The 22,769-nt window shown below is 67.5% G+C and carries 7 protein-coding genes (1 of these 7 running past the window's edge); 5 read left to right on the forward strand and 2 right to left on the reverse strand.

The features are described from left to right. Positions 1-18,098, reverse strand: the beginning of a protein-coding gene (locus tag QZ634_RS00100; protein WP_291984491.1) for a CARDB domain-containing protein. Its footprint begins 18,430 nt before the window's first position; only the first 18,098 of its 36,528 coding nucleotides appear in the window; the start codon lies at positions 18,096-18,098; its stop codon lies off the left edge, out of view. Positions 18,099-18,356: 258 nt separating this feature from the next. Between QZ634_RS00100 and QZ634_RS00105 the strand changes: the two genes are divergently transcribed. From QZ634_RS00105 to QZ634_RS00115, 3 genes are all read left to right on the forward strand, one after another. After that, positions 18,357-18,812: a helix-turn-helix domain-containing protein gene (locus QZ634_RS00105; protein WP_291984493.1), complete on the forward strand. Its 456-nt coding sequence runs from the start codon at positions 18,357-18,359 to the stop codon at positions 18,810-18,812. A gap of 288 nt (positions 18,813-19,100) precedes the next feature. Beyond that, the gene (locus tag QZ634_RS00110) at positions 19,101-19,628 is read left to right on the forward strand and encodes a hemerythrin family protein (RefSeq protein ID WP_291984495.1); all 528 of its coding nucleotides are present in this window, start codon (positions 19,101-19,103) and stop codon (positions 19,626-19,628) included. Positions 19,629-19,833: 205 nt separating this feature from the next. Next, the gene (locus QZ634_RS00115) at positions 19,834-20,439 is read left to right on the forward strand and encodes a MarC family protein (protein ID WP_291901377.1); all 606 of its coding nucleotides are present in this window, start codon (positions 19,834-19,836) and stop codon (positions 20,437-20,439) included. Positions 20,440-20,789: 350 nt separating this feature from the next. Here the strand turns inward: QZ634_RS00115 and QZ634_RS00120 are convergent, their stop codons facing one another. Beyond that, positions 20,790-21,446, reverse strand: a complete 657-nt coding sequence (locus QZ634_RS00120) for a hypothetical protein (RefSeq protein ID WP_291984497.1) — start codon at positions 21,444-21,446, stop codon at positions 20,790-20,792. Positions 21,447-21,706: 260 nt separating this feature from the next. On the opposite strand from QZ634_RS00120, the gene ssb reads away from it, so the two are divergent. Then, on the forward strand, positions 21,707-22,156 hold the full coding sequence (gene ssb / locus QZ634_RS00125; protein ID WP_291984499.1) for a single-stranded DNA-binding protein: 450 nt from the start codon (positions 21,707-21,709) through the stop codon (positions 22,154-22,156). Between the two features lie 83 nt (positions 22,157-22,239). Next, positions 22,240-22,488: a hypothetical protein gene (locus QZ634_RS00130; RefSeq protein WP_291984501.1), complete on the forward strand. Its 249-nt coding sequence runs from the start codon at positions 22,240-22,242 to the stop codon at positions 22,486-22,488. The last annotated feature ends 281 nt before the right edge of the window (positions 22,489-22,769 follow it).

Genomic DNA, 22,769 nt, shown 5'->3' on the forward strand with positions numbered 1-22,769 from the left:
TTGAGCGTGCCGTCGAGGCTGGCCCAGGGAATGTCCGGGCGTGTCGTGCCGCTGTTCGGCGTCGGGCCGTAGCTCTGCGTGTTCCCGGCAGCGTCCACGCTGACGCCGTCCGGGCGGCCGCCGATGTTGCTGCCGACGACCAGGTAGGGCAGGGCGATGCCGCTCAGTACCTCGTCGCTGTAGCCCATTTCGGGAACGCCGAGGTCGAAGCGTACGTAAGGCGTGTCGATGTTGGCCAGGCTCTGCAGGGCGACGCTGTAGCGGCCGTTGTCGCCAGGAGTCAGCGTGCGCGGGCCGCCGATGCCGATGGTCACGTCGGCTTCGATGCCGCGTTCGACCAGGAAGCGCTGCGCTTCGACGACCCGTTGGCCGTCGGGATTGATGACGCTCAGGTCGTAGAGACCGAACCGCACGCCGCGCAGATCGAAGACCGCCCGGATGTGCGTCGCGTCGAGCACCTGCCAGCGTTCGGGTTCCAATTCATGCACCCCCGGCCGGGTCAGCTTGACCAGTGCGCCGGGCTTGAAGTGGGCGCCTTCGATGTCGATGCTCAGCCAGCGGTGCGCGTTGTCGCCCGGGTCGCCGCTGCCGCCCTGGTCGGGGCTGATGCGGCTGATCGACAGCGGCAGCAGGTCGGCGCGCAGCGTCACCGGCGTGTTGGCCGCAGCTTGCCGCGAGCGCAGCAGGAGGTAGTAGTCGCCGGCCTGCGTGCTCGGCAGCCAGACCTCCTGGTCGCTGGCCAGCGGCCGGTCGTAGGCGGCGTCGAAAGCGTAGCCGCTGGGCACGTCGCCGTAGCGCAGATAGAGCTCGTTGTGGCCGTCGTCGGCGCTGGCGGTGAGGCTCACGCGCAGCGTTTCACCGGCCGCGACGGCGACCTTGTAGAGGCGTTCCTGCCCCGGCGAGAGCGTCGTCTGCAGCGGCGTGCCGACCTGCATTCGCGGGACGCTGACCTGCACGCTGCTGCCCGACGCGCTGCGGTTGTTGGCCTCGCCGGGTGGCAGGTTCACCCCCTCTACGCCGGTGCCGGGGCCGCTGATCGCGCCTTCGAACACTTCGTTGTACAGATCCGGGCGGACGATCAGCCGCCAGTTGCCTTCCTTGAGCGGCGGCAGCGTGGCGGTCAGCGTGCCGTCATAGCTGCCGTTGGCGGCCAGGCCGGCCGGGTCGCTGACGTGGTCGACCTTGCCGAGCAGGAGGTCGCCGAGGTCCCATTGGTTGTCGGCGGAAAGGTAAACGGCGTCGGTCCACCGCCCCCAGGCCGGGTTGCTCGACTGATTGGCGACGCTGAAGTCGATGCGCAGCGTGTCGCCGACGCTGGCGCCGGCGGGCACGACGACCTGGGTGACGACCAGGTCGGCCGGCGGCGGAATCTCGATGAGCAGTGGCTGCGCGGCTGCCAGGGCGTTGTTCCGCTCGCCGCCGAACTCGCGCAGCCGGCCGAACTCGCCACCGCCCCAGGCGCGCGCCGGGTCGCTGATTACGAAGACGTACCAGGGGCCGCGCATCTGCTGTGGCGCGCTCACCACCAGGTTGGCAGCGTAGCTGCCGCCAGCGGCGAGGCCACCGGAATGCTCGACGTAGCCGAGATAGTGGTCCTCGTCGATGTCCAGGAAGCGGTCGCGGGAAAGATAGACGAGGTCGTACCAGCGGCCCTGGTCGGCGGGCGTGTCGCCGCCGGCATTGACGACCCGGTAGCCGACGTTGAAGTCCTGACCGGCGATGACCGTCTGCGCAGCGACCACTTCGGCGAGCTGCAGGTCGGGTGGCGTGGCCAGGGTGATCGACAGCGCTGTCGACGCGAGGTTGTTGCCTTCGTCAGCGAATTCGCGAATCGTTCCGGCCGGGTCGCCGAAGCGACCCAGCGGCAGCAGGTCGTCGCGGATGCTGCTCGTTTCCGTCGAGTATGGGTTGGCGAAAATCGCCGTGTCGGTGTTGACCAGCAGGTAGAAGTCGCCGCTGATCGATGCCGGCAGCGTGGTGGTGATCGACGCGCGATAGGATTCGCCAGGACGCAGGGTCGGCGCCAGGCCGTTGCCCTGCAGATGGACGGCGTAGGTCTGCAGGGCGAGGTCGCCGTAATCGAGCGAAGCATCGCGCGACAGGTAGACGCCGTCGACCCAGCTGCCGCGGCGCGTTTCGCGGCTGCCGCGATTGCTCACCGTCCAGCTGATCGTCAGCGTCTGTCCGGAGAAGGTTTCGCCTTCTCCTTCGGTCCGCGCAATGACGATGTTGTCGACCTGCAGGTCGGGCTCGCGATAGGTGATGGCGAGGGTGCCGCGGCCGACATTGTTGTCGTTGCGCCGGCCCTCGAAGACGCTGCCCGGCGTACCGTTCACACCGGAATACCAGGCCATGCTGCCGGCGAGTGAGCCGCCCGCCGACAACTCCGCTCGCGCCCCGCGCATGCCCGGGTTGGCAAGGTCGCTTTCGGCGTCGGTGATCACGTAGAGGTAATACTGCCCGTCGGCACCAGCCGGCAGGCGGATTCTTGCCGTCCCGGTATAGCTGGCGCCGGCGGCGAGACCGCCAACGTTGGAGTGCACGACGCTGCCCAGCGCGATCGCCCGTTCGGCGATGAACGACGGGTCGCGGCTGAGGTAGAGGGTGTCCGCCCAGCTGCGCGTTCCCGACCATACCGCCGCACCGACGTTGGTGACGGTCCACGTCACGGTCGTTTCTTCGCCCGAGAAGTGGAGGGCATCGCTTGCGTCGTCCGCACTGTCAGGCAGCGCACGCACGTCGCTGACGCGCAGGTCTGCGGCCGAGGCGTCGAGCTGCGAAGCGCTGGCGCGGGCGTTGTTGCTTTCGTCTGCCTCGGCGATGTGGCTGCCGCTGTCGGTACGTACGATCAGGAAGCGCCCATTGATCCACGGTGCCAGCCGCAGCGTCTGGCTGACGCTGTAGCGTTCGCCGAAGCCCAGGCTTCTCGTCTGGCCAAAATCGGCGAGGTGCCAGACCTCGCTTGCCACGTTCCAGTCGGCGTTGTCGGCCAGGTAGACCGAATCGGTCCAGCTGCCGCTGAAGGCGTCGCCGCGGTTGTCGACGCTGTAGCTGAAGCGATAGCTTTCGCCGACGGTCACCGCTGGCGGCGCGACGACCTCGCTGACCCGCAGATCCGGCGGCGCGCTTCCCAGCACGCTGATCGGTCGCGCGTGGTAGTTGTTGTTGTCGACCTGTGTCGGGTCGTCGACGTTGATGTTGGTGGCCAGGGTGTCTTCGAGAACGACGTCGTAGGTGTCGCTCCACACGCTCAGGAAGTATTCGCCGGAAGGCAGTGCGTCGGGGACAGTGACGCGGACATCGCCAAGGTAGCTCTCGCCGACGCCGAGGTGCCCGACGTGGCTGAACGAGCCAAGCAGAATGTCGCCCTTGTGGGCGCCGGGGCGGCGTTTGTCACGTGCCAGCCAGACGCTGTCCGTCCAGCTGTCGAGCGCCGCCGATTCGCCGCGCGTCGTCGCGCTGCCAAGGTTGCTGACCTGGTAGCGGACTTCGACGCTGGCGCCGTGCACCGCCTGGCTCGGGGCGACGACGTCGCTGGTGACCAGGTCGCCAAAGGGCACGGCGTCGACCGTGAAGCGTGTGGCGTAGGCGTTGTTGCTGTCGTTCGGATACTCGTCGATCCGGAAATTGCCGTCGGCGACGACGATCAGATAGGCGTCGCCGCGCAGGCGGATCGGGATGTCGAGCAGTGCGGCTTCGCTGCTGTAGCTTTCGCCGGGCGCCAGCGCCCCGGCGTTGGCCACTTCGCCGAGCAGGCGGTCGTCGCCGCTGAGCGTGCCGTCGTCGGACAGATAGACCTTGTCGCTCCAGCGGCCGTTGGCCGGCGCCGCACCGAGATTGTTGATCGTGAAGCGGATGGCGGTCGTCGTTCCGGCGCTGACATGTTCGGGAACGATGACGCTGGCGACGCGCAGGTCGGCGCGCGCGTTGCGCCCCACGGCGGTCGTTTCGGCGGCGAGCAGGGCGTTGTTCTGGCCTGCTGCGCCGTGTTCGTAGATCTGCTCGCCGCTTTCACCGAGCCTGGCGTTGGTGCGCACCTCGAGCCGGTAGAGACCTTCGATCCGCGGCGGCAGGCGCAGCTGCTCGCTGCGCGTATAGCGCGTTCCGGCGGCCAGCGTGCCGTCGTGGCTGAAGCTGCCCAGCGCGATCGCGCCGGTCATGCCGTCCACAGCGCCAGACTGGCCCGTGGCGCTGGCCGGCAGCAGCCAGACGCTGTCGATCCACACGCCAGTGGCGTCGGCGTCGCCCTGGTTGACGACGCTCCATGAGACGTCGATCAGCGCGCCTTCCCGGGCGCTCGCCGGGCCGACGACGCTGTCGACGCGCAGGTCGGGCGAGCGCGACAGTTCGACCGCCAGCGCGGGCGAACGGCCGCTGTTGTTGTCGGTGAAGACGAATTCGAAGGGGCCGCCGGTACGCACGTTGAGGTAGTGTGTGCCGCTGATCCCTTCGGGAAGCCTGACCTCGACGCTGCGCGCGTAGCGCGCGCCGACGGCGAGCTGGCCGAAGTGACGGGCCTGGCCCAACTGCGCGACGAGATCGCTGCCGTCGGCGTTGCGGCTGAGCCAGACCTGATCCGACCACTCGGCGCTGTCGGTGCTTCCGATGCCGTTGTTCACCACCTCCCAGCTCAGCGTCAGCGACCGCCCACTCGCCGCGAGGCCGGCGGTGGCGAGCGAAGCGACCTGCAGGTCGGCGTAGGCGACCGGCATGACGTCGACCGGGTGCGCGAGCAGGACGACATTGTTCGCCTCGACGTGGTTCTCGAAGACTTCGCCACGCGCGTCGCTGACGACGAAGAGGCGGAAGCGGCCGCTGCTGCGCGCGGCGAGTTGAATGCTTTCGCTGCGCGTGTACGACTCGCCCGCGGCCAGCGCGCCGTCGTGGCGGTATTCGCCGATGAGTAGGTCGTCGGCGTTGCCGAGGACGTCGTCGCTCGACAGCACGATGCGGTCGCTCCAGCTGCTCATCCCGCCGGCGCCGGTGCCCCGGTTGCCGACCGTCCACGCCACGCTCAGGGTCGCCGGGTCGGCGATCAGCGTCTGCGGCGCGCTGACTTCGCTCACCGCCAGATCGGCGTACGGTGAAAGCTCGACGCGCAGCGGCGCGTGCGTGCGGTTGTTGCTGCGCTCGCCGTCGCCGATGGCGTCGCCCGCGTCGCTGATGACGATCAGATCGTAGGCGCCGGAAAAATCGAGCGGCACGACGACATCGACTGCCGCGTCGTAGCTTGCGCCGCTCTCCAGCGGGCCGAGATGGACGATCTCGGCGAGTCTGTGGAGCGGGGCCGAGGCCTCCGCCGCGGCGAGGAAGAGCTGGTCGGTCCAGCTGCCGAGGGCGACGCCGCCATCGTTGCGCACCCGCCATTCGACGTGCAGCGGCGTACCCGACGCGACCTGCGTCGCGGCGTCGAGAAGGCTGACCGCGAGATCGACGCGGGCGACGCGCAGCGTGTCGTCGGCGCGCGCCAGGTTGTTGTTCTCGCCGCCGCGCTCGTAGACGCTGTCGTCGCTGTCGGCCTTCACCAGCCAGCGCCATTGGCCATCGGGCAGCGACGCCGGCAGCGTGAAGCTGGCGCTGCGCGCGGCACGGCTGCCGGCAGCCAGGACGCCCGTGTTGAGGACGCTGGCCATTTCGCGCAGCGCGCCGCTGCTGTCTTCGACGAAGATGCGATCGCGCCAGGCGCCGCTGGTCGGCGCCGCACCGACGTTGCTCAGCGTGTAGCTGACGCTGGCCACGTCTCCCGGGCGCAGGGCGCTCGGTCCCAGGACGTCGCTGATCGTCAGATCGGGCGTCGGCGTCAGGCTGATGCGCACGGTGGCGGCGCTGGCGGCCGTGTTGTTGCTGCTCCGCCCGCCCTCGTTGACACTGCCGTCGGCGTTGCTTTCGACGATAACGAAGTAATCGCCTTCGAGGTCGCGCGGCAGGTTCAGCGTCGCCTGGCCGCGATAGCCCTGGCCCGCTGCGAGCGCGCCGCTGTGCACCAGAGAGCCGGCGACGACGATGTCGTCGCTGCTCAAGCGGGCGTCGGTCGAGAGGACGATGCGGTCGTTCCACTGCCCGCCGTTGGTCGTCGCGTTGCCGAGGTTGACGACCTCCCAGGCGATCGACAGACCTTCGCCGCTGCGCGCGTCGGCCGGTGCGTCGACGACGCGCACGCTCAGGTCGGCGGACGGTGCGGGCTGGACGTGCAAGGCTGCCGAATAGCGGTTGTTGCTGCGGTTGCGTTCGGCCAGGCGAGCGTCGGCATCGCTGACGACGATGACGAAGTAGCCGCCACTGGCTACGCGCGGCAGCGTCACGGCGACCTCGCCGAGATAGCTCTCCCCGGGCGCCAGCGTGCCGGCATGGGCAAAGGTCGCCACGACGATGTCGCTGGCGTCGATCTGGGTGTCGGACGAGAGCAGCACGCGATCGTGCCACAGCGCCAGGTCGCTGCTCGCGTTGCCGCCGTTGCGTACGCTCCAGCGGATGTCGGCGCTTCCGCCGCTGACGGCCAGGGCGGGCGCCGTGAGCTCGACCAGGCTCAGGTCGGCGGCCGGGAGGTGCAGCTGGAACGTCACGCTGGCGCTGTTGTCGGCGCGCGTATCGGGTTCCAGGATCTCCTCGCCGGCGTCGCTGCGCAGGGCGAGGAAAACCGGCCCCTGGGCGATGAAAGGCAAGGTCATCGTCGCGCTGGCCAGGTAGCTCTCGCCGCTGCCCAGGCCAGCGCTGTGCCGGAGGCTGCCGACGACGATGTCGTCGCCATTGCCGATGACGTTGTCGCGGCTGATGACGAGCTGGTCGTTCCAGGCGCCATCGAGGTCGACTGTGCCGTGGTTGACCACCTGCCAGTCGACGCTGATCCGTTCGCCGGCAATTCCCGTTGCCGGCGCCGCGAAGGACTCGACCCGCAGGTCGGCGTAGGCCGTGCGCGCCGCGAGCAGCCGCACGCTGGCGCTGTTGTTGCTTTCGGCGTCGTCCAGCGGCGCTGCGGCATTGGTTTCGAAAAGCACGCCGAGACCGCTGCGATCCTGGTCGACGCTGACGCGAATTTCGAGATTGCCTGCCGCGCGCGATCCGTCGGGAAGACGGAAGCTGAAGCTTCGCTGGCGATAGTCGCCGGGGGCGATCGCGCCATTGGTCTGGCCGCCCGTGGCGGCGAGCGGATCGTAGACGGTGCTGCTGTCGAGCAGTATCTGTGAGCTGTCGAGGTTGGTGACCACGATACGCTCGGCGAATGCACCGGCGGTCGAGCTCAGGCCGATGTTCCAGTCCTCCCAGCGGATGCTTGCCATGCCGCCGGCCTGAAGGTCGGGGTTGTCGGCGCGCAGGTTGCGGATCTCCAGATCGGATCCGACGAGGTGGATCAGTTCGCCCTCTCCGGCGCGCCGGACATCCTCGCCGCTGCCGCCCTGATTGGCCGTGGCGACGACACGCAGCGAGAAGCGTCCGGCGGCGCTGTTGCCGCTCGGCCAGATCAGGCTCGCGCTGCGCTGGCGGCTGGCGTCGACGGCCAGTGGCGCAGCGCCGGACAGATCGTCGAGGACGACGCTGGCGACCAGTTCGCGGGTGGTCAGGTTGCGCAACTCCAGGCGTTCGCTCCAGCCCGGCTCGGCGGCCTGATTGCCGCGGTTGACGGTCTCCCAGCTCACCCTGACGGCGGCGCCGGGGTCGAAAACGGTGCCGGGATCGAAGGCGAGGTTCTCGATGTGCAGTTCGCTGGACGGCGCCCGGACGACATCGATGTCGATGGCCAGGGCGTTGTTGCGCTCGTTGCTGACGCCAACGCCACCTTCGCGAATGACATTGTCGGCGTCGGCGATGAGCGTTATCCGCAGGCGGCCGACCGCGCTGGCATCCGCGGGCAAGGTGAGGCTGTGGTGGCGGCTGCGCGAGTCGCCGGCGGCGATTGCCCGGTTGGCGGCTTCGCTCGCCGCGTCGGGGACGTAGAGGTCGGCGACGATGACGCCGCTGTCGAGATTGCGAACGACGATGCGCTCGCGCCAGTCGCCCGTGGTGGCTTCGCTGCCACGGTTCTCGAGCAGCCACTCGAGGTCAATGGTCTGTCCGCTGCGCAGCTCGCCTGGCGGGTCCACCGCGATGCGGCTGACGCTGAGGTCCGCGGCCGGTCGGCTCCGGAAATCATCGTGAGTCTCGGCGGCGGTCTGCGGCACCAGGCCGAGGCGGAAGGAAACCGGCGCGCTAGCGGCCGGGCTAGCGGCCCCGCTTGCGCCATCGATCAGCAGCGTATAGCTGCCGGTGACCAGGAGCACGGGCGTTTCCTGGTCGACGCCGTGCAGGCTGTGCCGGTAGAGGATCTGTCCCGACGCGCTGTCGATGTGGTCGAGGGCGACGCTGTCGACGCCCATCGCCGTGCGCTCGAAGACCGTTCGCCCGAGGGGGTCGAGAAGCTTCCAATGCGCGACGGCGCGAGCCACTCCAGAGGTCGACGTGCCGCTGGCGGAGTCGAGGACGTCAAGAAAATAGCGCTCGCCGGCACGCGCCGAAAAACGGAAGCCTTGCCTGCCCTCCGCTGGCGCAGTGCCGATCGTCGTTGGCGTGTCGCGTGCGAGCGGCAGGCTGTCGTCGAGGGCCAGCACGCGGAAGCGGCCACTTTCCGGCGCACTGCCGAAGTTGCGGATGAGCAGGGTGTAGTCGCCGGCGGCGAGCTGCCCGGAATGATAGATGGCGTGGTTGATGATATTTGCATCGGTGCCGCTGGCCGGCTCGCTCATCCGCCGCGAGAAGAGCAGGACGCCGCGCGAATCCACGAGTTGCCACCACAGGCTGGCGCCACTGCCCAGGCTGTCGAAGGCGAGGACGCTGGGCTGATCGAGGTGCAGCGCGTAGGGCGTGCTGCCGTTGCCGGCGAGTGTGGCCACCAGGGTGGTGCCAAGAGCGGTGTCAAGAGTGGTGCCAAAAGCGGTGCCAAAAGCGGTGCCAAGGGTGGGCGCCGGCACGCCGCCGGTCGCGCTGCCCGGGGGCTGGCCGGCGTCCTCGCCGGGTGCATTCGTTTCGCCGAGCACGAAGCGCAGCAGCCTGGCGGTCAGCCCGGGCGACCGGTCGCGCAGCTCGAGCGTGTAGCTTCCCGCGGCGGGCAGCCTGATGGCCTGCGGCGTCGTCGCCGATGCGTCGGCGCTGTACAGGCGCCAGCCCGCCGCACTGCGCACTTCGACATGGGTCGCGAAGTCGGCGCTCAGCGGGGTCAGCCAGAGCGTCGCGGCGCTGCTGGTGGTGAAGCGGTAGGCCAGGGCGCCGCCGGCTTCGAGCGTCGCCGCGACGACGCTGTTCAGGGCCAGCTCCTGCTCCCGCCCGAGATCCTCCCCGCTCGATATGCTGAAGTCGTAGTGCCGGCCTGCTTCATGATCGCTGCTGTCATCGTCGCGGAGCAGGAAGTAGGTGCCGCTGCGGGGGAGGGGGGCGACGCTGCCGGCGCCCTGTCCACGTGCCAATTCCCGGCCGAACTCGTCGAGCAGCCACCAGCGATCGCTGTCGCCGGAATCCTGCGCGAGCGTCAACGGTTCGCCGGCGTCGGCGACAAAGCTGAAGATTGCCGCCTGGCCGGGAAGCCGCTCGCCGGTGTTCCGGATGCCCATGCTCAAGGGCTGCGCCTGCGCCAGATCGAGCAGCCGGAAAGTGAAGGTGTCGGCATCCTCGACATCGGCATCCGCCGTAAAGGCAAGCTGATAGCTTCCTGCCGGCAATTCGACGATCGGCAGCGGATCGTCGGGATTGGCCTCGCTGCTCAGCGTTCCCTGGGCGATCGACTGCCCGGCGCGGGAAATCCGCCAGCCGAAAGCTCGGCTATCGTTGTCGGCAAGGGCCGGGTCGAGCAGGACGCGTGTCGCCGTTGGCACGCTGAAGCGATAGGCAGCGCTGGCGGTGGCGGCGAAGGCTTCGCCGCCGACCCGTTCGCCAAGCGCGATCGCCTGCACGGTTTTCAGCGCGAAGCGGTAGTTCGCCTGGCCGCCAGCCGCCGACCGCGGATCGCTGTCCCAGACGAGGAAATAGCGACCGCTCCCGGCGAGCACGCCAGTCGTCGTCGCCTCGTCGAGATAGCCGGTCGCGACCTGGGCGCCGCTGCTCGCGAGCAGGCGCCACCTGCCGTAGAGGCCGCCGAGGTCGGAGGGCTGGTATTCGACCTGCGTCCCGGCGGCAAGATCGACGGCGTAGATCGCCGCTTCGCCGCCCTGCAGGCGGCCCGAGACGGCCGTGTTGACCGCCAGCATTGGCGCTGCGGCGAGGTCCAGCAGGCGCAGAGCGTAGGCCGTCGTGGCTCCCGCTGCCGCCGCCATCGCCTGCACTTCGATGCGGTAATCGCCGGCGGCAAGCTCGAACGGGTCGAGGGGAAAGCCTGGCGTGAGCCCGTTGAGTGTTCGCAGCAGCGTGTTTCCCTGGTAGAAGAGAACCCGCAGCGGCGAGTCGGCGCTGAGCAGGTCGAGGAACAGCTGCTTTCTCTCCGCCAGTCGGAAGCGATAGCCATACTGCGCGTCGCCCGTACCGTTTGCAGTCAACTGGCCGCTGATTCGGCTGCCGAGCGCGATGGGCGCGCGTTGCCGTTCGACCGTAACGCTCGAGTGGCCAGTGACGTCGGCCCGCCGGACGAGGTACCAGCGGCCGTCCTGCGCCGGCACAAAGCGCAGCACGGCATCGTCGGACAGCGCCTGTGCCTGGGAGAAATCGGGGCGGTGAAGCGACCACTCGCTGGCGTTTTCGGCCTGCAGGCGATACTCGTCACCGGCCGTGAGCTCGACCCGATAGATGCGCGCGCCCGAGGCGCCAAAGCGGCTGACGTCGCCAACCGCGCTTCCGCCAGCGACCTGGCTGGCGTTGGCGCTGCCATCGACGCGAAAGGCGAAGCTGCCGCCCGGGCCGTCGTCGCGCGACACCTTGAGCGTGTAGTCGCCGGCGGCGAGCGACAGGGCTTCGCTGCTGGCCTGCCACGCATTCCAGTCGCCATGGTCACCGGTAAGGAAGCCGGCAGCGTCGCGCAGGACCCAGTGCGCCTGCCAGGCCTCTTCGGCGTCGGTCGTGCGACCCTCGATCAGCGCCAGTCCCGCCTGGTCGAGCGTGAAACGATAGGCCTTGCCGGCGGCGCCGGTCGCGGTCAGGGTGTCGCTGATGTCGACAGCCAGCGCCACCGGGCGGCTGGCGGGCAAGGTTTGCGCATCGCCCGCGTGCTGCGTGGCCACCAGCGTGTAGTCCGCCGCCTCGGCGAGGGAGCTGCCGCCGAAGACGACCAGCGTATAGAAACCGGACTCGTCGAGCGTCTGCTGCAAGGCGCCGTCGCTGACCCAGGCGTCGGCGACGTGGCGACCGAAAGGATCGAACACGACGATGCTGGCATCGTAGAGGAGCTGGCGGTCGAGTTCGTTGGCGCCGCTCGCCGCGATGGTGACGGTCTCGCCGGCGCGCGCCTGCAGGCGATAGACCTGCGTCTGCTGCCCGCCTGGAGCGACGGTGTCGTCGATTGGCTGCCCGGGAGCGAGGATCCGCTGGCCGGTGCGCGTCATGTTCAGCAGGCGGAAATTGAAGTCTGTGGTGAAGTCCGGCGTGAAGTCGGACCCTGCGCTGCCGTCGCCTGGTCGCCCGCTTGCGCTGAGCTTGAGGGTGTAGTCGCCGGGGGCGAGGTCGAGCTGGTCGGAGTACAGGCTGCCGAGGTAGTCGCTGGCCAGATGTTCCCCGTCGGCGGCGCGGATTTCGTAGCCGACGTTCCAGACTTCCGACAAGGCTTCGACCAGGATGCGGCTGCGCTCGGTCAGGGAAAAGACGTAGTCTGCCGTGTGGTGGCGCAAAGGCCCCAGACTGGCTGCGCGGACTTCGTCCACTTGCAGCGTCGGCGGGGCCGAGGAGACGACGCTGAGCGGCGTGCTCAGCGTTCCGTTGCCGGCAAGCGCCGGCTGTCGCTTCAATTCGAGGGTGTATGAGCCGCGGTTGCCGGGCAGGTCGATCGACGTGCCGACGCCGTTTCCCTGCGCCACCGGCGTGAGCTGCGCGTCGAACAGCAGCCAGCTGATTTCCTCTGTCTGCTCGCCGCTCGCGTCGCCGATGTTCAGGCGCGTGCCTGGTCCCGGGAAGCTGGTATCCAGCCGGTAGACCCTGGCCTGTTCGCCGACGGCAAAGCTGGCCAGCGTTTCGCCCATCGCCAGTGGTGATGCAGCATCGAAATCGACCAGATGCACGCTGAAGGCGCCGCCACCGTCGCCGTTGGCCTGGACGGCAAAGTCGTAGCTGCCGGCATCCAGCCACACCAGGTAGGGAGGGCGGGCTTCACGATCGTCGGTGCCGGCCTGGGCCGGTCCAAGGGCGAACCAGCCGTCGGTGGCGGGCGGGTCATCGGCGTTGCGGATTCGCCATTCGACGCCCGCCTCGGAGCCCTGGTCGTGGATCTGGACGTGCGTTGCGAAAGGTACTTGCAGCGTGTAGCGGCGGATTGTCTCGTCGTCAGCAAGCCGACCGGCAAGAAGGTCGCCAGGCCGAATGCCTGTCGGCGACAGGGCGAGGCTGAAGTCAATGCTGCCCGTGGCGCTGGCCGCAGGACTCCCGGCAGCGCTTCCCGAGAGCGTGACGAGGAAGCGGCCGACCTCGAGGTCGCCAAGGTCGACGATCGAGCTGCGGCCAGCGAAGGGCAGGGTGTCGCCGGCCTGTACGCGCCTGCCCGAGGGGTCGTAGATTGCCCATGCGACGGGCGACGCGTTGGCGGTGGCGATGTGCAGGCGATGATCACCGGCGGTGAGGACGTCGTAGCGGTAGACTCTGGCCTCGCCAGCGTTCGCCAGTTGCCCGGCTGTTCCCATCGGGGAGAGCGCTTCGGCAATCTCGCTGGCCAGCAGTTGCAGATCGTAGCGGGCGTGGTCGGCTGTCGCCTCGATGATCAGCTCGTAGTCACCGGCGGCGAGCAGTTCGTTGTCCCCGGCTTCGCTGGCGTCGCTCTCGGGCCACCAGTCAGCCGGGCCGGCATCCGTGCCGGCAGCTACCAGACGCCAGCGGACGTCGCGCGAGCCGGCGTCGTGTATCCAGGCGCGCGTCGGCAGGCTTGCCGCAAGGGGCAGGCTGACCCGGTAGCCGATACGCTCGCCGGCGCGCGTCAGGCCTCCCGCCACCGTCTCACCCGGCTGCGCCCGCAGGAGTGTCGCCTGGCGGGTGCTGAGCAGGTAGTCGAGCGGCGTGACGGCGAGCGGGTCGTTTTCCAGGATCAGGAAGCGCTCGCTGTCGCTGGCCGTGCCGAGTTCCGCCGGGTCGAGCCGCGGCAGCGCGAATTCGCCGAGCACAACGCCATTGGCGTCGTAGGCGGTGAGCACGCCACTTGCGTTGCTGGCGCTGGCAACCTCGACCGTCAATGGCCGGCCAGCGTTTGCCGGTGGCACGCGAAAGATCTGTGCGCCGCTGCCGGCGTCGAGCGTCGCGCGTACTTCCTGGTTTGGCGACAGCGTTTCGGCGCCGGCCAGGTCGATCAGCCGGAAGGCGTAGGCGCCGAGATCGGCGGCCGTATCGGCTTTCACGGCGAGAGTGTAGGCGCCGGCATCGAGGGCAAGAAAGGCGTTCCGGTCGCAGACCCCGGAAGCGAGCAGCGCGCCGTCGGCGGCGTGCAGCGTCCAGTGGTTTCGGGAGCCGGCGAGACCGTCGAAGAGGAGGCGGGTCGGCCAGTCGAGCGAGACGCGCCATTGCTCGGCAAGATTGGCGATGCGGGTGCTGCCGCTGGCTTCGCTGCCGACGCTCAGCGTCGCGACCTGCGGGTCGAGCAGCAAGGTTTGTGCGCCAGAGAGCGGCAGCGATTCGGCACGGCCGGCGTCGATCATGCGGAAGCGGAAGTTTTCGGTGGCGCCGAAGGCCGGGAGGAAGCGCAGGCGATAGGCGCCCGCCGCGTCGAGGCGGATAGGCGCGACGAGGGTGTTGCCGCCGAAGCCATGGCTGCGGTGAATGAGCCCGGTCGGTCCCGACAGTTGCCAGGTCAGATTCTCGCTGTCGGTCAGCGCATCGACGAGGAGCGTTGTCGGCGAGTCGATCGAGAACAGGTATTCGCGAACCAGGCCAGGCTGATCGATGGTCGCGGAGACTTCGCTGCCCAGCGGCAACTCCTGGCTGCGCACCAGCAGGCGGCGCAGGACGAACTCATAGTCATCCTGGCCATCCGGGCCATCGCCGTCGCTAGCGTTGCCGTTGTTCATTTCCTGACCATCGACGACGAAGGTGTAGGCGCCGGCCGGGAGGGTGAACGAATCATGACTTTCCGCCATTCTGCCGCCGACCATCGTCCTGCCGCCGCGGTCAAGGACCCGCCAGTCGCCGTCGCGCGTTGGCGTGGCAGTGGGCGCGAAGACGAACTCGCTTTCCTCGTCGACGAGCAGCGACAGTGCCTGCGCCTCGCCGGTCGGGCCGAGGGTCAGCGGGATAAAGCTTTCGCGGGCCAGGAGGGGCAGCGTGGCGGTGTCGAGCAGGCGAAAGCTGAAGCCACCGGTGGCCAGGGCGGGGCTGGAGACCACGAACTCGTAGTTGCCTGCGGGCAGCGCCAGGACACTGGCGTGCGTGCTGGCGAAACTGTTCAACGGCTCTTCGCCAGCAGCATTCACGAGCGGCGTTTCCACGCGAGAATCCACGAGCGGCGTTTCCACGCCGCGGGGCCCACTCAGTCGCCACAGGAAATCACCGGCGGCGGCGCCGTCCGTCTGGCCGGTGTCAATCAGCAGCGAGCTCGGCGCAGTCAGCGTGAAGCCGTAGCCGACCGCTTCTCCCGGTCGTTCGATGCTGCCCAGCGTGCGTTCGTTGAGCGTCAGCGGCGCTGCTCGCGCCGTGGTCAGGGCAAAGGAAAAGGCGATCGGCCGCGGCGCCGAGTCGGGCGGCTGCTGCCCGAAGGTGGGGAAAACCGCCAGCAGATACTCTCCGCTGGTCGGCAATGGGGTTTGTGTGGTGCCAGCGCCGAGAGTGGCAAGCGGGCGACCGTAGGGGTCCCATAGTTGCCAGGCGACGCGCTGGTTCACTTCGCTCGCCAGCGGGGGTTTGGCGACGACAGTGCTCTGGCCGGCAGCGGCGGTGAAGCGATAAAGGCGCGTTTCGCCCGCGGCGATCGTTTCGTTGACGTGGGCGCCGGAGGGCAGGTCGATCGCGGAATCGGCATTCAGCACGCGGAAGCGGTATTCCGCTCCCGGCGGGCCGGAGGTGTCCAGGGTCAGCAGATAGTCGCCAGGCGGCAGGCGAAGAATCTGCCCCGGGTCGTCGCGCAAGGAAGTCCAGCCGCGTACCGTGCCGAGCGGCCCGGCAAGCATCCAGCGCGCGGAGGCAGCACCCGGCGAGTCGAACGGGCTGGACGCACTTGGCGCACTCGACGGACTCGACGCACCGCTCAGGGCATCAAAGACAAGGGTGCTTGCCTGAGCAAGGGTGAAGCGATATTCGGCGACGCTGCCGACGCCGGCGGCGCTGACGCTGATCGGGCGGTTGAAGACCAGGGCAGCGCTGATTTTCGTCTGTCGAGAAAGGGTGAAGCCGACGTTCGATGCGCCGTTGGCGCCGTAGTAGCCGTCGTTGAGCAGCGTGTAGCTGCCCGTCGAGGCAATGTCGATGCTCCTCGTGATGGTCTCGCCCGAGGCTGCCGCGATCTGCTGTCCGAAGGGGTCGAACAGGCGCCAGACGCCGCCTGCGGAATCCGCCGCCTGCAGAACGAGCGTGCTGCCGGCCGTCGCCGCGACACGGTAGCCGATGCTCGATGCCGCTGACGGGCGCATCGTGACCACTCGTTGCCCGAGCTCCAGTTCCGGGAAGGCGGCGCTGTCGAGCAGCCGGAAAGCGTAGGCGCCGTCGGCAAAGACGCTGCCCGTTGCGGCAGCGCCCTTGACGGTCAGGGCGTAGTCTCCCGCCGGCAGATCGAGGAGCGGGTTGGCGTTGGCGTCGTCGCTGCGGTACAGCGGGCGGCTGTCGACTTCGTTGCCGCGGGGACCCTGCAGGGACCAGACGGCGCTGCTCGCGCCACCCTGCGTGTCGAACACCAGCTGGCTATCGGCGGCGAGCGTGAAGCGATAGCTTCGGCTGGCGTCGGCGGCAGGCAGGAGTCCGGCGAGCATCGTTCCGAGGGTAAATTCCTCGCCGGCGGGCGAAGCGGCCGGGGCCAGGTGGCCGACGCGTTGGAGCCGGAAGTGATAGTCACGCGGCGTTGGCGCATCGGCGCGTCGTTCAAGCAGCAGGGTGTAGACGCCGGCGCTGCTCAGCAGTCGGGCGTCGGAAGCGTTTCCGGCAGGGGGCAGGGCGGCGGCTGCGGCGACATCACGGCCGAAACGGTCGATCAGCCGCCAGACGCCCTCCTCGCTGCTGCTGCCGGTCATGCTCTCGAGCGCGATCTGGTCGCCTGCGCCGGACAGGAAGCGATACGCCTGCGTGCGGTTTTCCGCGCTCAGGACGGCGTCGGTGGCCGCTTCCAGCGACAGCGTCGGCGCGGCCGCCAGATCCAGGAGGCGGAACGAGAACTCGCCGGTGGCGGCGCCAGTGCCGCGCACGGTCAATCGATGCGTGCCAGCGGGCAGCGTCAGGATGCCGAGATGACTGGCTTGGCTGGTCGGGCTGGCCTGGCTGGCCTGGCTGGGGCCCTCGCCGTGGTCGACGTTGTCGAAACGCTGCTCGGAGACTTCGTTGCCGCGCGGTCCCGCCAGCGACCAGACGATATCCGGCCGCTGACTGAGCGCCTCGAACGCCACCTGCGTTGGGCTGGCGAGATCGAAGGTGAAGACCGTCGACTGGCCGGCGCTGGCGACGCTTCCGGCGACGGCGTCGCCCAGGGTCAGCGTTCGCGCCAGGTCGGGGACTGCGTTCAGCGAGAATTCGTAAGCAAGAACGGCTTCCGCCGCGTTGCTGTCGGCGCCATCGACGAGCAGCCAGTAGCCGCCGCTCGTGGCCACGGTAAATGGCCGCGCCAGGGCGACGGGATTCGCTGCGCTGCCGAAGTCTCCGCTAGCGACGCGCACGCCCCAGGGATCGATCAGCCGCCAGTCGAGCGAACCGCCGGAGAGCGAGCGCGGCTCGAGAAAGAGCTTGTCGCCGGCGCCCAGCGCCACCCTGTACAGCTGCGACGCAGTCGCCCGGTCAAGCTCGCCGGTACTTAGGGCGCCCGTGACGAGATTCTGCGCCGACTCGGCAGCGAGCAACCGGAACGCGAAACTGCCGCTGGCGGCGCCGTCGAGGTCGACCGACAGCGTATAGCTTCCCGGCGGCAGGAGCAGCTTTTCGACGCCGTCGAAGAGCGTGCTTTGCGCGGCGGCGCGGCGCGCGACGTGCTGACCCGCCGGCCCGCTCAGCGACCAGGCGAAGGCGGCGTTGCCCAGGCGGTCGAAAACGACCGGCGTCGTGGCCGCCAGATCAAAGGTGAAGTGGGCGATTTTTCCTGGCTGGTCGATCGTGGCGATCTGCGTTTCGCCGAGGCGCAGCGGCGAGTGGCTGTCGACGACCTGTTGCAGGGTGAATCCGTAGGCCAGCGCCGCCTGATTGGCGATGTCGCCTTCGAGCAGGAGGAGGTACTCGCCGCTGCGCTCGACGGTGAACCGCTGGCGATCCTGTCGGGCATCGAAGCTGTTGCCTTCCTGGCGGCCAAAAGGGTCGAGCAGTCGCGCGGAAAGCGCGCCGGAAGCGGGCGCTGCCGCCTTGAAGAAGTAGCTGTCGCCGGCGCTGGCGCGGAAGCGGTAGAGCGCGCTCTGGTTACCGACCTCGAGGACGCCGCTGACCGGCGTGTCGGGCGCCATCGCGCTTGCCGAAGCGGCGTCGATCACGCGCAGGGCGTAGGCGCCGAGCGCATCCTGCGTGCCATCGACGCTCAGCCGATAGCTGCCCGGCGCCAGGTCGTACGCCGGTGGGGCGGTGTTTGGCGATTCGGTGGCGCTGAACGACCTGCGCGCGACCAGTCCGCCGGGGCCGTCCAGTCGCCAGGTCAGGTCGCTGCGATTGCTCAGGCTGTCGAGGACGACACGGATTGGCTGGTCTACGCTGAACTGGTAGTGATCCTGCTCGCCGGGGGCGTCGATGCTGCCGGCAAGGGTCAGGATGCCGGCGCCGCTGTCGCCGTCGAGGAGGACGCGCGCTTCGAGGGCCTCGAAATGGAGCCTGGTTTCCGGAATCCTGCCCGCAGACTTGCGCATGTTCGTTTCCCCCTCGCATTGCAACCCTCAATGCCAACGGACAAGAAACCGACGTTTCTCAGCGATCGCCAGCGGTCACCGGGTTGCCACCCGTACCCGCAGGTCTGCCTGAAGCGGAGCTTTTCTGCTATGCTGTGCAACCTAATTTTTAGCAAGATGTTGCGAGATGTCAATAGTTTCTTGCGTTACCTGCTTCCCCTTTGTTCTTTTTGCGGGTCATCAATGACTGGAACTCCGGCCCCTGCTGGCACCACGGCGATGGCAACGGCAAGCGAGCGCAGCGTCGATCAACGGTCGTTGGCCGACATCGAATCGGGTGCGCTCGCCGCGCGCTTGAAAGCGATCATCGGTGACGAGTCGGTGTCTTCGTTTGCGCGCCGCTGCGGCATGGCCGAGTCGGTGCTGAGAACTTACCTCCGCGACGGACGAATGCCCCCGCTGGACAAGGCCCTGGCCATTGCCGCGGCGGCGGGCGTCAGCGTCGACTGGCTGGCCACCGGGTGCGGCGCGCGTGCGCTCGCGCAGGTCCGCGCTGCCTACACGCCGAGCGCGGAAGATGTCGTCGCGGCCGATGCGCCAGTGGTCGACGCGGCTGTCCTCGAAGGCATCGTCAAGGCGGTCCTGCACGGGCAGGGCAGGCAGGCGTCGCCCGAACACCTTGCCGGCATGATCGTCGATCTTTATCAACGCGCGCTAAAGCGTGACGCGTGCTGACGAGGCCGGCTGCGAAGTCGCTTCGTGTTGGCTCGCGACACGGCGAAAGCGACGCGCTTTGCCGCCGCCGCAGCCTGCCCGGCAACGAATTCCCGGCTTGCCGGTGGGCCCGCTTCCCGGTCGGCCTGCGCCTGCTGTTTGCGCCGCTTTCGCCGAAGTGAGACTTTTGAATCCTTTTGCGCGTACCGGGTCGTATAGGATCGGAAAAAAACCCCCGCCTGGGCGCGGCGCTCGACCTCAACCGCAAACACAAGGAGCTAATTCGCTGAATCATAAGAGAAGAGACACATGGGTCTGAGTTCACGCGTCATGTTCGACGGTCGCCTGTCTGGCGTTCACGGCTTGACCAATTTTTCGCTCAAGCAGCGGGTCGCCTGGGATGGCCGTCTCAATATCGGCGAGGCGCAAATCGACGCCCAGCACGAGGCTATCTTTGCCCTGGTGGTAAGAGCTTCGGACGCCTGGCGCAAGCACGGCGACGTCGAGCAGCTGACGCTGATGACGGGAGAGCTTCATCAGGCGCTCGAGGAACATTTCAGCTACGAGGAGGGGGTGCTGGCGGGGCTTGGCTACGACGATCTCGCCGAGCACCGTGCCGAGCACCAGGTGATGCGCGACGAGTTGCAGCTCATCCGCGCCCGGGTGGAGCAGATGGATCCGGCAGGCGATAACGCCGAACCGGGATTTCTTCTTCTGAACTATATCCTCAGCGCGACCGTTGGCCACATCCTGCACAGTGACATGGACTATTGCGTCCTGGCCCGTGCGGCTGCGTCACATCGCGGTTCGGCCGCCGCCGCATCAGTGTTTTCTTGAGCCTGTAGTGGCGCGGCAAACGGCGGGCGGGAGCGGGTGATGACCAGCCAGCGGCCAAGGAATGCCCAGTGCTGTTATCCTGCGTAGCCGTGCGGCGCCTTCCATTCCCCCCGTCCCCTCTGGCCTGTCGATTGCGGTTGCTTTTCTCCGAAGCCTGAAGTCTCGCGCTCCTGCGCTCACGTGTCCGCCATGAAGCCGTGAATCGATGAACTACACCTTCGCCTCGGCGACCATCCTGCTCATCCTGATCACCGATCCGGTCGGCAATATCCCGATTTTCGCCAATGCGCTGCGCTCGGTTCCGCCCGAGCGTCGCGCCTGGGTGATTCTGCGCGAGGTGCTGATTGCCTTTGTCCTGCTGCTGACCTTCATGTTCGTCGGCGACGGTTTCCTGCGGCTGATGAACCTCAGCGAGCTGTCGCTGCAGATTGGCGGTGGCGTGATCCTGTTCCTGATCGCGCTGCGCATGATTTTCCCGCAGCCGGGAGTCGCCGACGCGCCTGACGCGCTGGGTGAGCCGCTGATCGTGCCGCTGGCCGTTCCGGCCATCGCCGGGCCTTCGGCCCTGGCGACAGTGCTGCTGCTGGTTTCGCAGGCGCCCGAGCGGCGCCTGGAGTGGATCGGCGCCCTGTGCATCACGATGGCCGTGTCTGCCGTCGTTCTGGTACTCGCCGAGCGCATCCAGCGCGTTGCCGGCGAGCGCTTCGTGGTGGCCCTGGAACGGCTGATGGGGCTGGTGCTGGTCGCCGTGGCGATCGAAATGATGCTGCGGGGGATCAGGACCTTCGTCCTGCAGCTCGCCAGCGGCTGAGTTCAGTGCCGGCGCATCATTCCCACTCAATTATCAACAAAAAACATAAGCAACTGATAGTAAAGACGAAAATAAGGACTGACGTCAGACGATACCAAGAATAATACCAGCACCAAAGGAAGGCTCGAACTGGCGTTCGTCTGTTTGGCGATGCGGTTGCATCGTCAATCATTGCGCTGGTCGCACTCCCCAAGCAGCAATCTTTGCGAGTCTTCAACGGACCCCTTTAGCCGGGTTCGGTTCAGCCGACGAGTTGGTTTGGCGGTACCCGTTGAAGTTGTGTGGCGCCGCGCTACCATTCGGGCCGGCACCTTCGGCCTTCCGCAAGGCGGCCTTGCGAGAGAGAGATTCTACTCGCCTTCGGGGAGCTTCACCCGAGTGTGGTCTGTCGGAGAATTCTCAGCCTCCACCACCGGACCCTCGCTCGCGTCAGCCACCGTCTCGCTCGCCGTCTCCTTCCGCCGTGCCGCCAGCACCGCACGCGTGGCGAGCTGCCGGATCTGTCCGGCCAGACGAAGAATCCGCCGCTTCCATTCATAGACCCCGCGCGCGTATTGGTTGTCGCTGATGACGCATGAAAGCCAGAGCGCATCCAGGTGGGCCATCATCCCGTCGAACTCGCGGATGATCGCCAGGTACTTGATCGAGCGCGGCGAGGTGATCTGCACATCGATGGTCTTGGCGCTGGTGTAGCCGATCGCGGTCTCGATGCCATTGCCTTCGGCCACTTCCTTCAGCCGCAGCGACTCCTTGCGAATCTCCTCCAGGGTCTGGTCGATCTGAGTATCGACCAGGGCATCGACTTCCTGCGCCTGCTCTTCGCTCCCGATGAATCGCAAGACCACACTCAACGAGAACAGCGCGTTGGCGCACATCTCGTAGCCACGGTCGAAGATCTGCTGCGCGTGCAGCGAATTGAGCAAGGCCTTCTGCGTCAGGAAGGGCCGGCTGTTGTCCTGCCGGACCGATGGAATGTGCGTCGAATCGTTCCTCTGTCGCTGTGCCATCTGCCGTCTCCCGGAGTGTCGATCAAGCCCAGCGTATCGCTTGCACTGCGAGCGCGACCTTCGAAAAGCGACCAGAAGCAACGCATTTCGAACCCCTGCGACGACCGTGGCGGCAGAGAATTCAGCCATCTCTCGTTCCGTCTATGACGATCGAAGTGAAGGTAGCTGGCCTTCTTCATAAACAGCATTCTCTCCAACCCCCGGCGGGGTAGCCCCGTCAGGATACGGCGGCGTCCCTGCCTTCATTGTCAGGAGGCAACATGCCATCGTTGAACAGAGTCACCCTCATCGGCCATCTCGGCGCCGACCCCGAGGTTCGCTACACCCAGAACCGAGAAGCGATCGCCACGATCCGGATCGCGACCACAGAGATCAGCAAGGACAAGTCGTCCGGTGAACGCAAGGAGACCACCGAATGGCACCGCGTGATCTTCTTCAACCGTACCGCCGAAGTCGTCGGCGAGTACCTCAGGAAGGGCTCTCCGATCTACGTCGAAGGTCGCATCCAGACCCGCAAGTGGCAGGACAGCGCAGGTCAGGATCGCTATGTGGTCGAGATCATCGGCAGCGAAATGCAGATGCTCGGTGCTCGTTCATCGGCGAAGGACGCCAAGGCATCGGGTTCCGTCCCTCGTCGTGCCGGCACGGCCGCGTCTGATCAGGCAAGCAGTTCAGCCGTCGACGAAGTGCCGGTCATGGAGCCGTTCTGAGCCGGTCGTCACGTCTTTCCCCTACCGGGCGGTCATTCTCCCGGGCCGGGAGCCGACCGCCCTTCACCTCAGGAGGTTCGCTCATGGAACGTGTCATTCTCGTCCTCGCCATGCTGGCAGGGCTTCACTTGCTTCTGTCGTTTCTCCGTTGCTCGGCACAAGGCCTCAGGAGCTTCTTGAGCCGTCGACCCGAAGCGACGGCAGCGCCCGAGCCGGTGAAGGTCACAAGCACCCATTGGCAGCAATACGACCGACCGGCTTACCAGCGCCGGATCGGGGTCGACATCGATCCCGCCAAGAGCGGTGAGGCTTCGTTTGAAGTGATCGCCTGAACGCTCATCCCCCTGCGGGGCATCGCCTCCGCATCAGGGGAGGGATGCCCTTTTTTTTCCTGGAGGCATCTCATGGCACTCGTTCTTCTTTCTTGCTGCATCACCGGCTGGATCATCAGCCGTCCGATCATTCGCGCGCTGGGGCTCTGAACATGGCTTTCGACCCCGCACACGATCAAGTCGTGCAATCCAACCCGCTTCTCGTTCGACTCTTTTCGGCTCTCTCGATGAATCGTGCCTGCGATCTCCACCAGAGACTCCAGGCAGGGCGCACCGACCCG

It is taken from the genome of Candidatus Accumulibacter sp. ACC007, assembly GCF_907163205.1.
Classification (GTDB): domain Bacteria; phylum Pseudomonadota; class Gammaproteobacteria; order Burkholderiales; family Rhodocyclaceae; genus Accumulibacter; species Accumulibacter regalis.

Bases quoted from the DNA above. Each gene is read 5' to 3' on its own strand.
- QZ634_RS00120 (WP_291984497.1), bottom strand. From the start codon at position 21,446: ATGGCACAGCGACAGAGGAACGATTCGACGCACATTCCATCGGTCCGG.
- ssb (WP_291984499.1), top strand. From the start codon at position 21,707: ATGCCATCGTTGAACAGAGTCACCCTCATCGGCCATCTCGGCGCCGAC.
- QZ634_RS00105 (WP_291984493.1), top strand. From the start codon at position 18,357: ATGGCAACGGCAAGCGAGCGCAGCGTCGATCAACGGTCGTTGGCCGAC.
- QZ634_RS00115 (WP_291901377.1), top strand. From the start codon at position 19,834: ATGAACTACACCTTCGCCTCGGCGACCATCCTGCTCATCCTGATCACC.
- QZ634_RS00110 (WP_291984495.1), top strand. From the start codon at position 19,101: ATGGGTCTGAGTTCACGCGTCATGTTCGACGGTCGCCTGTCTGGCGTT.
- QZ634_RS00130 (WP_291984501.1), top strand. From the start codon at position 22,240: ATGGAACGTGTCATTCTCGTCCTCGCCATGCTGGCAGGGCTTCACTTG.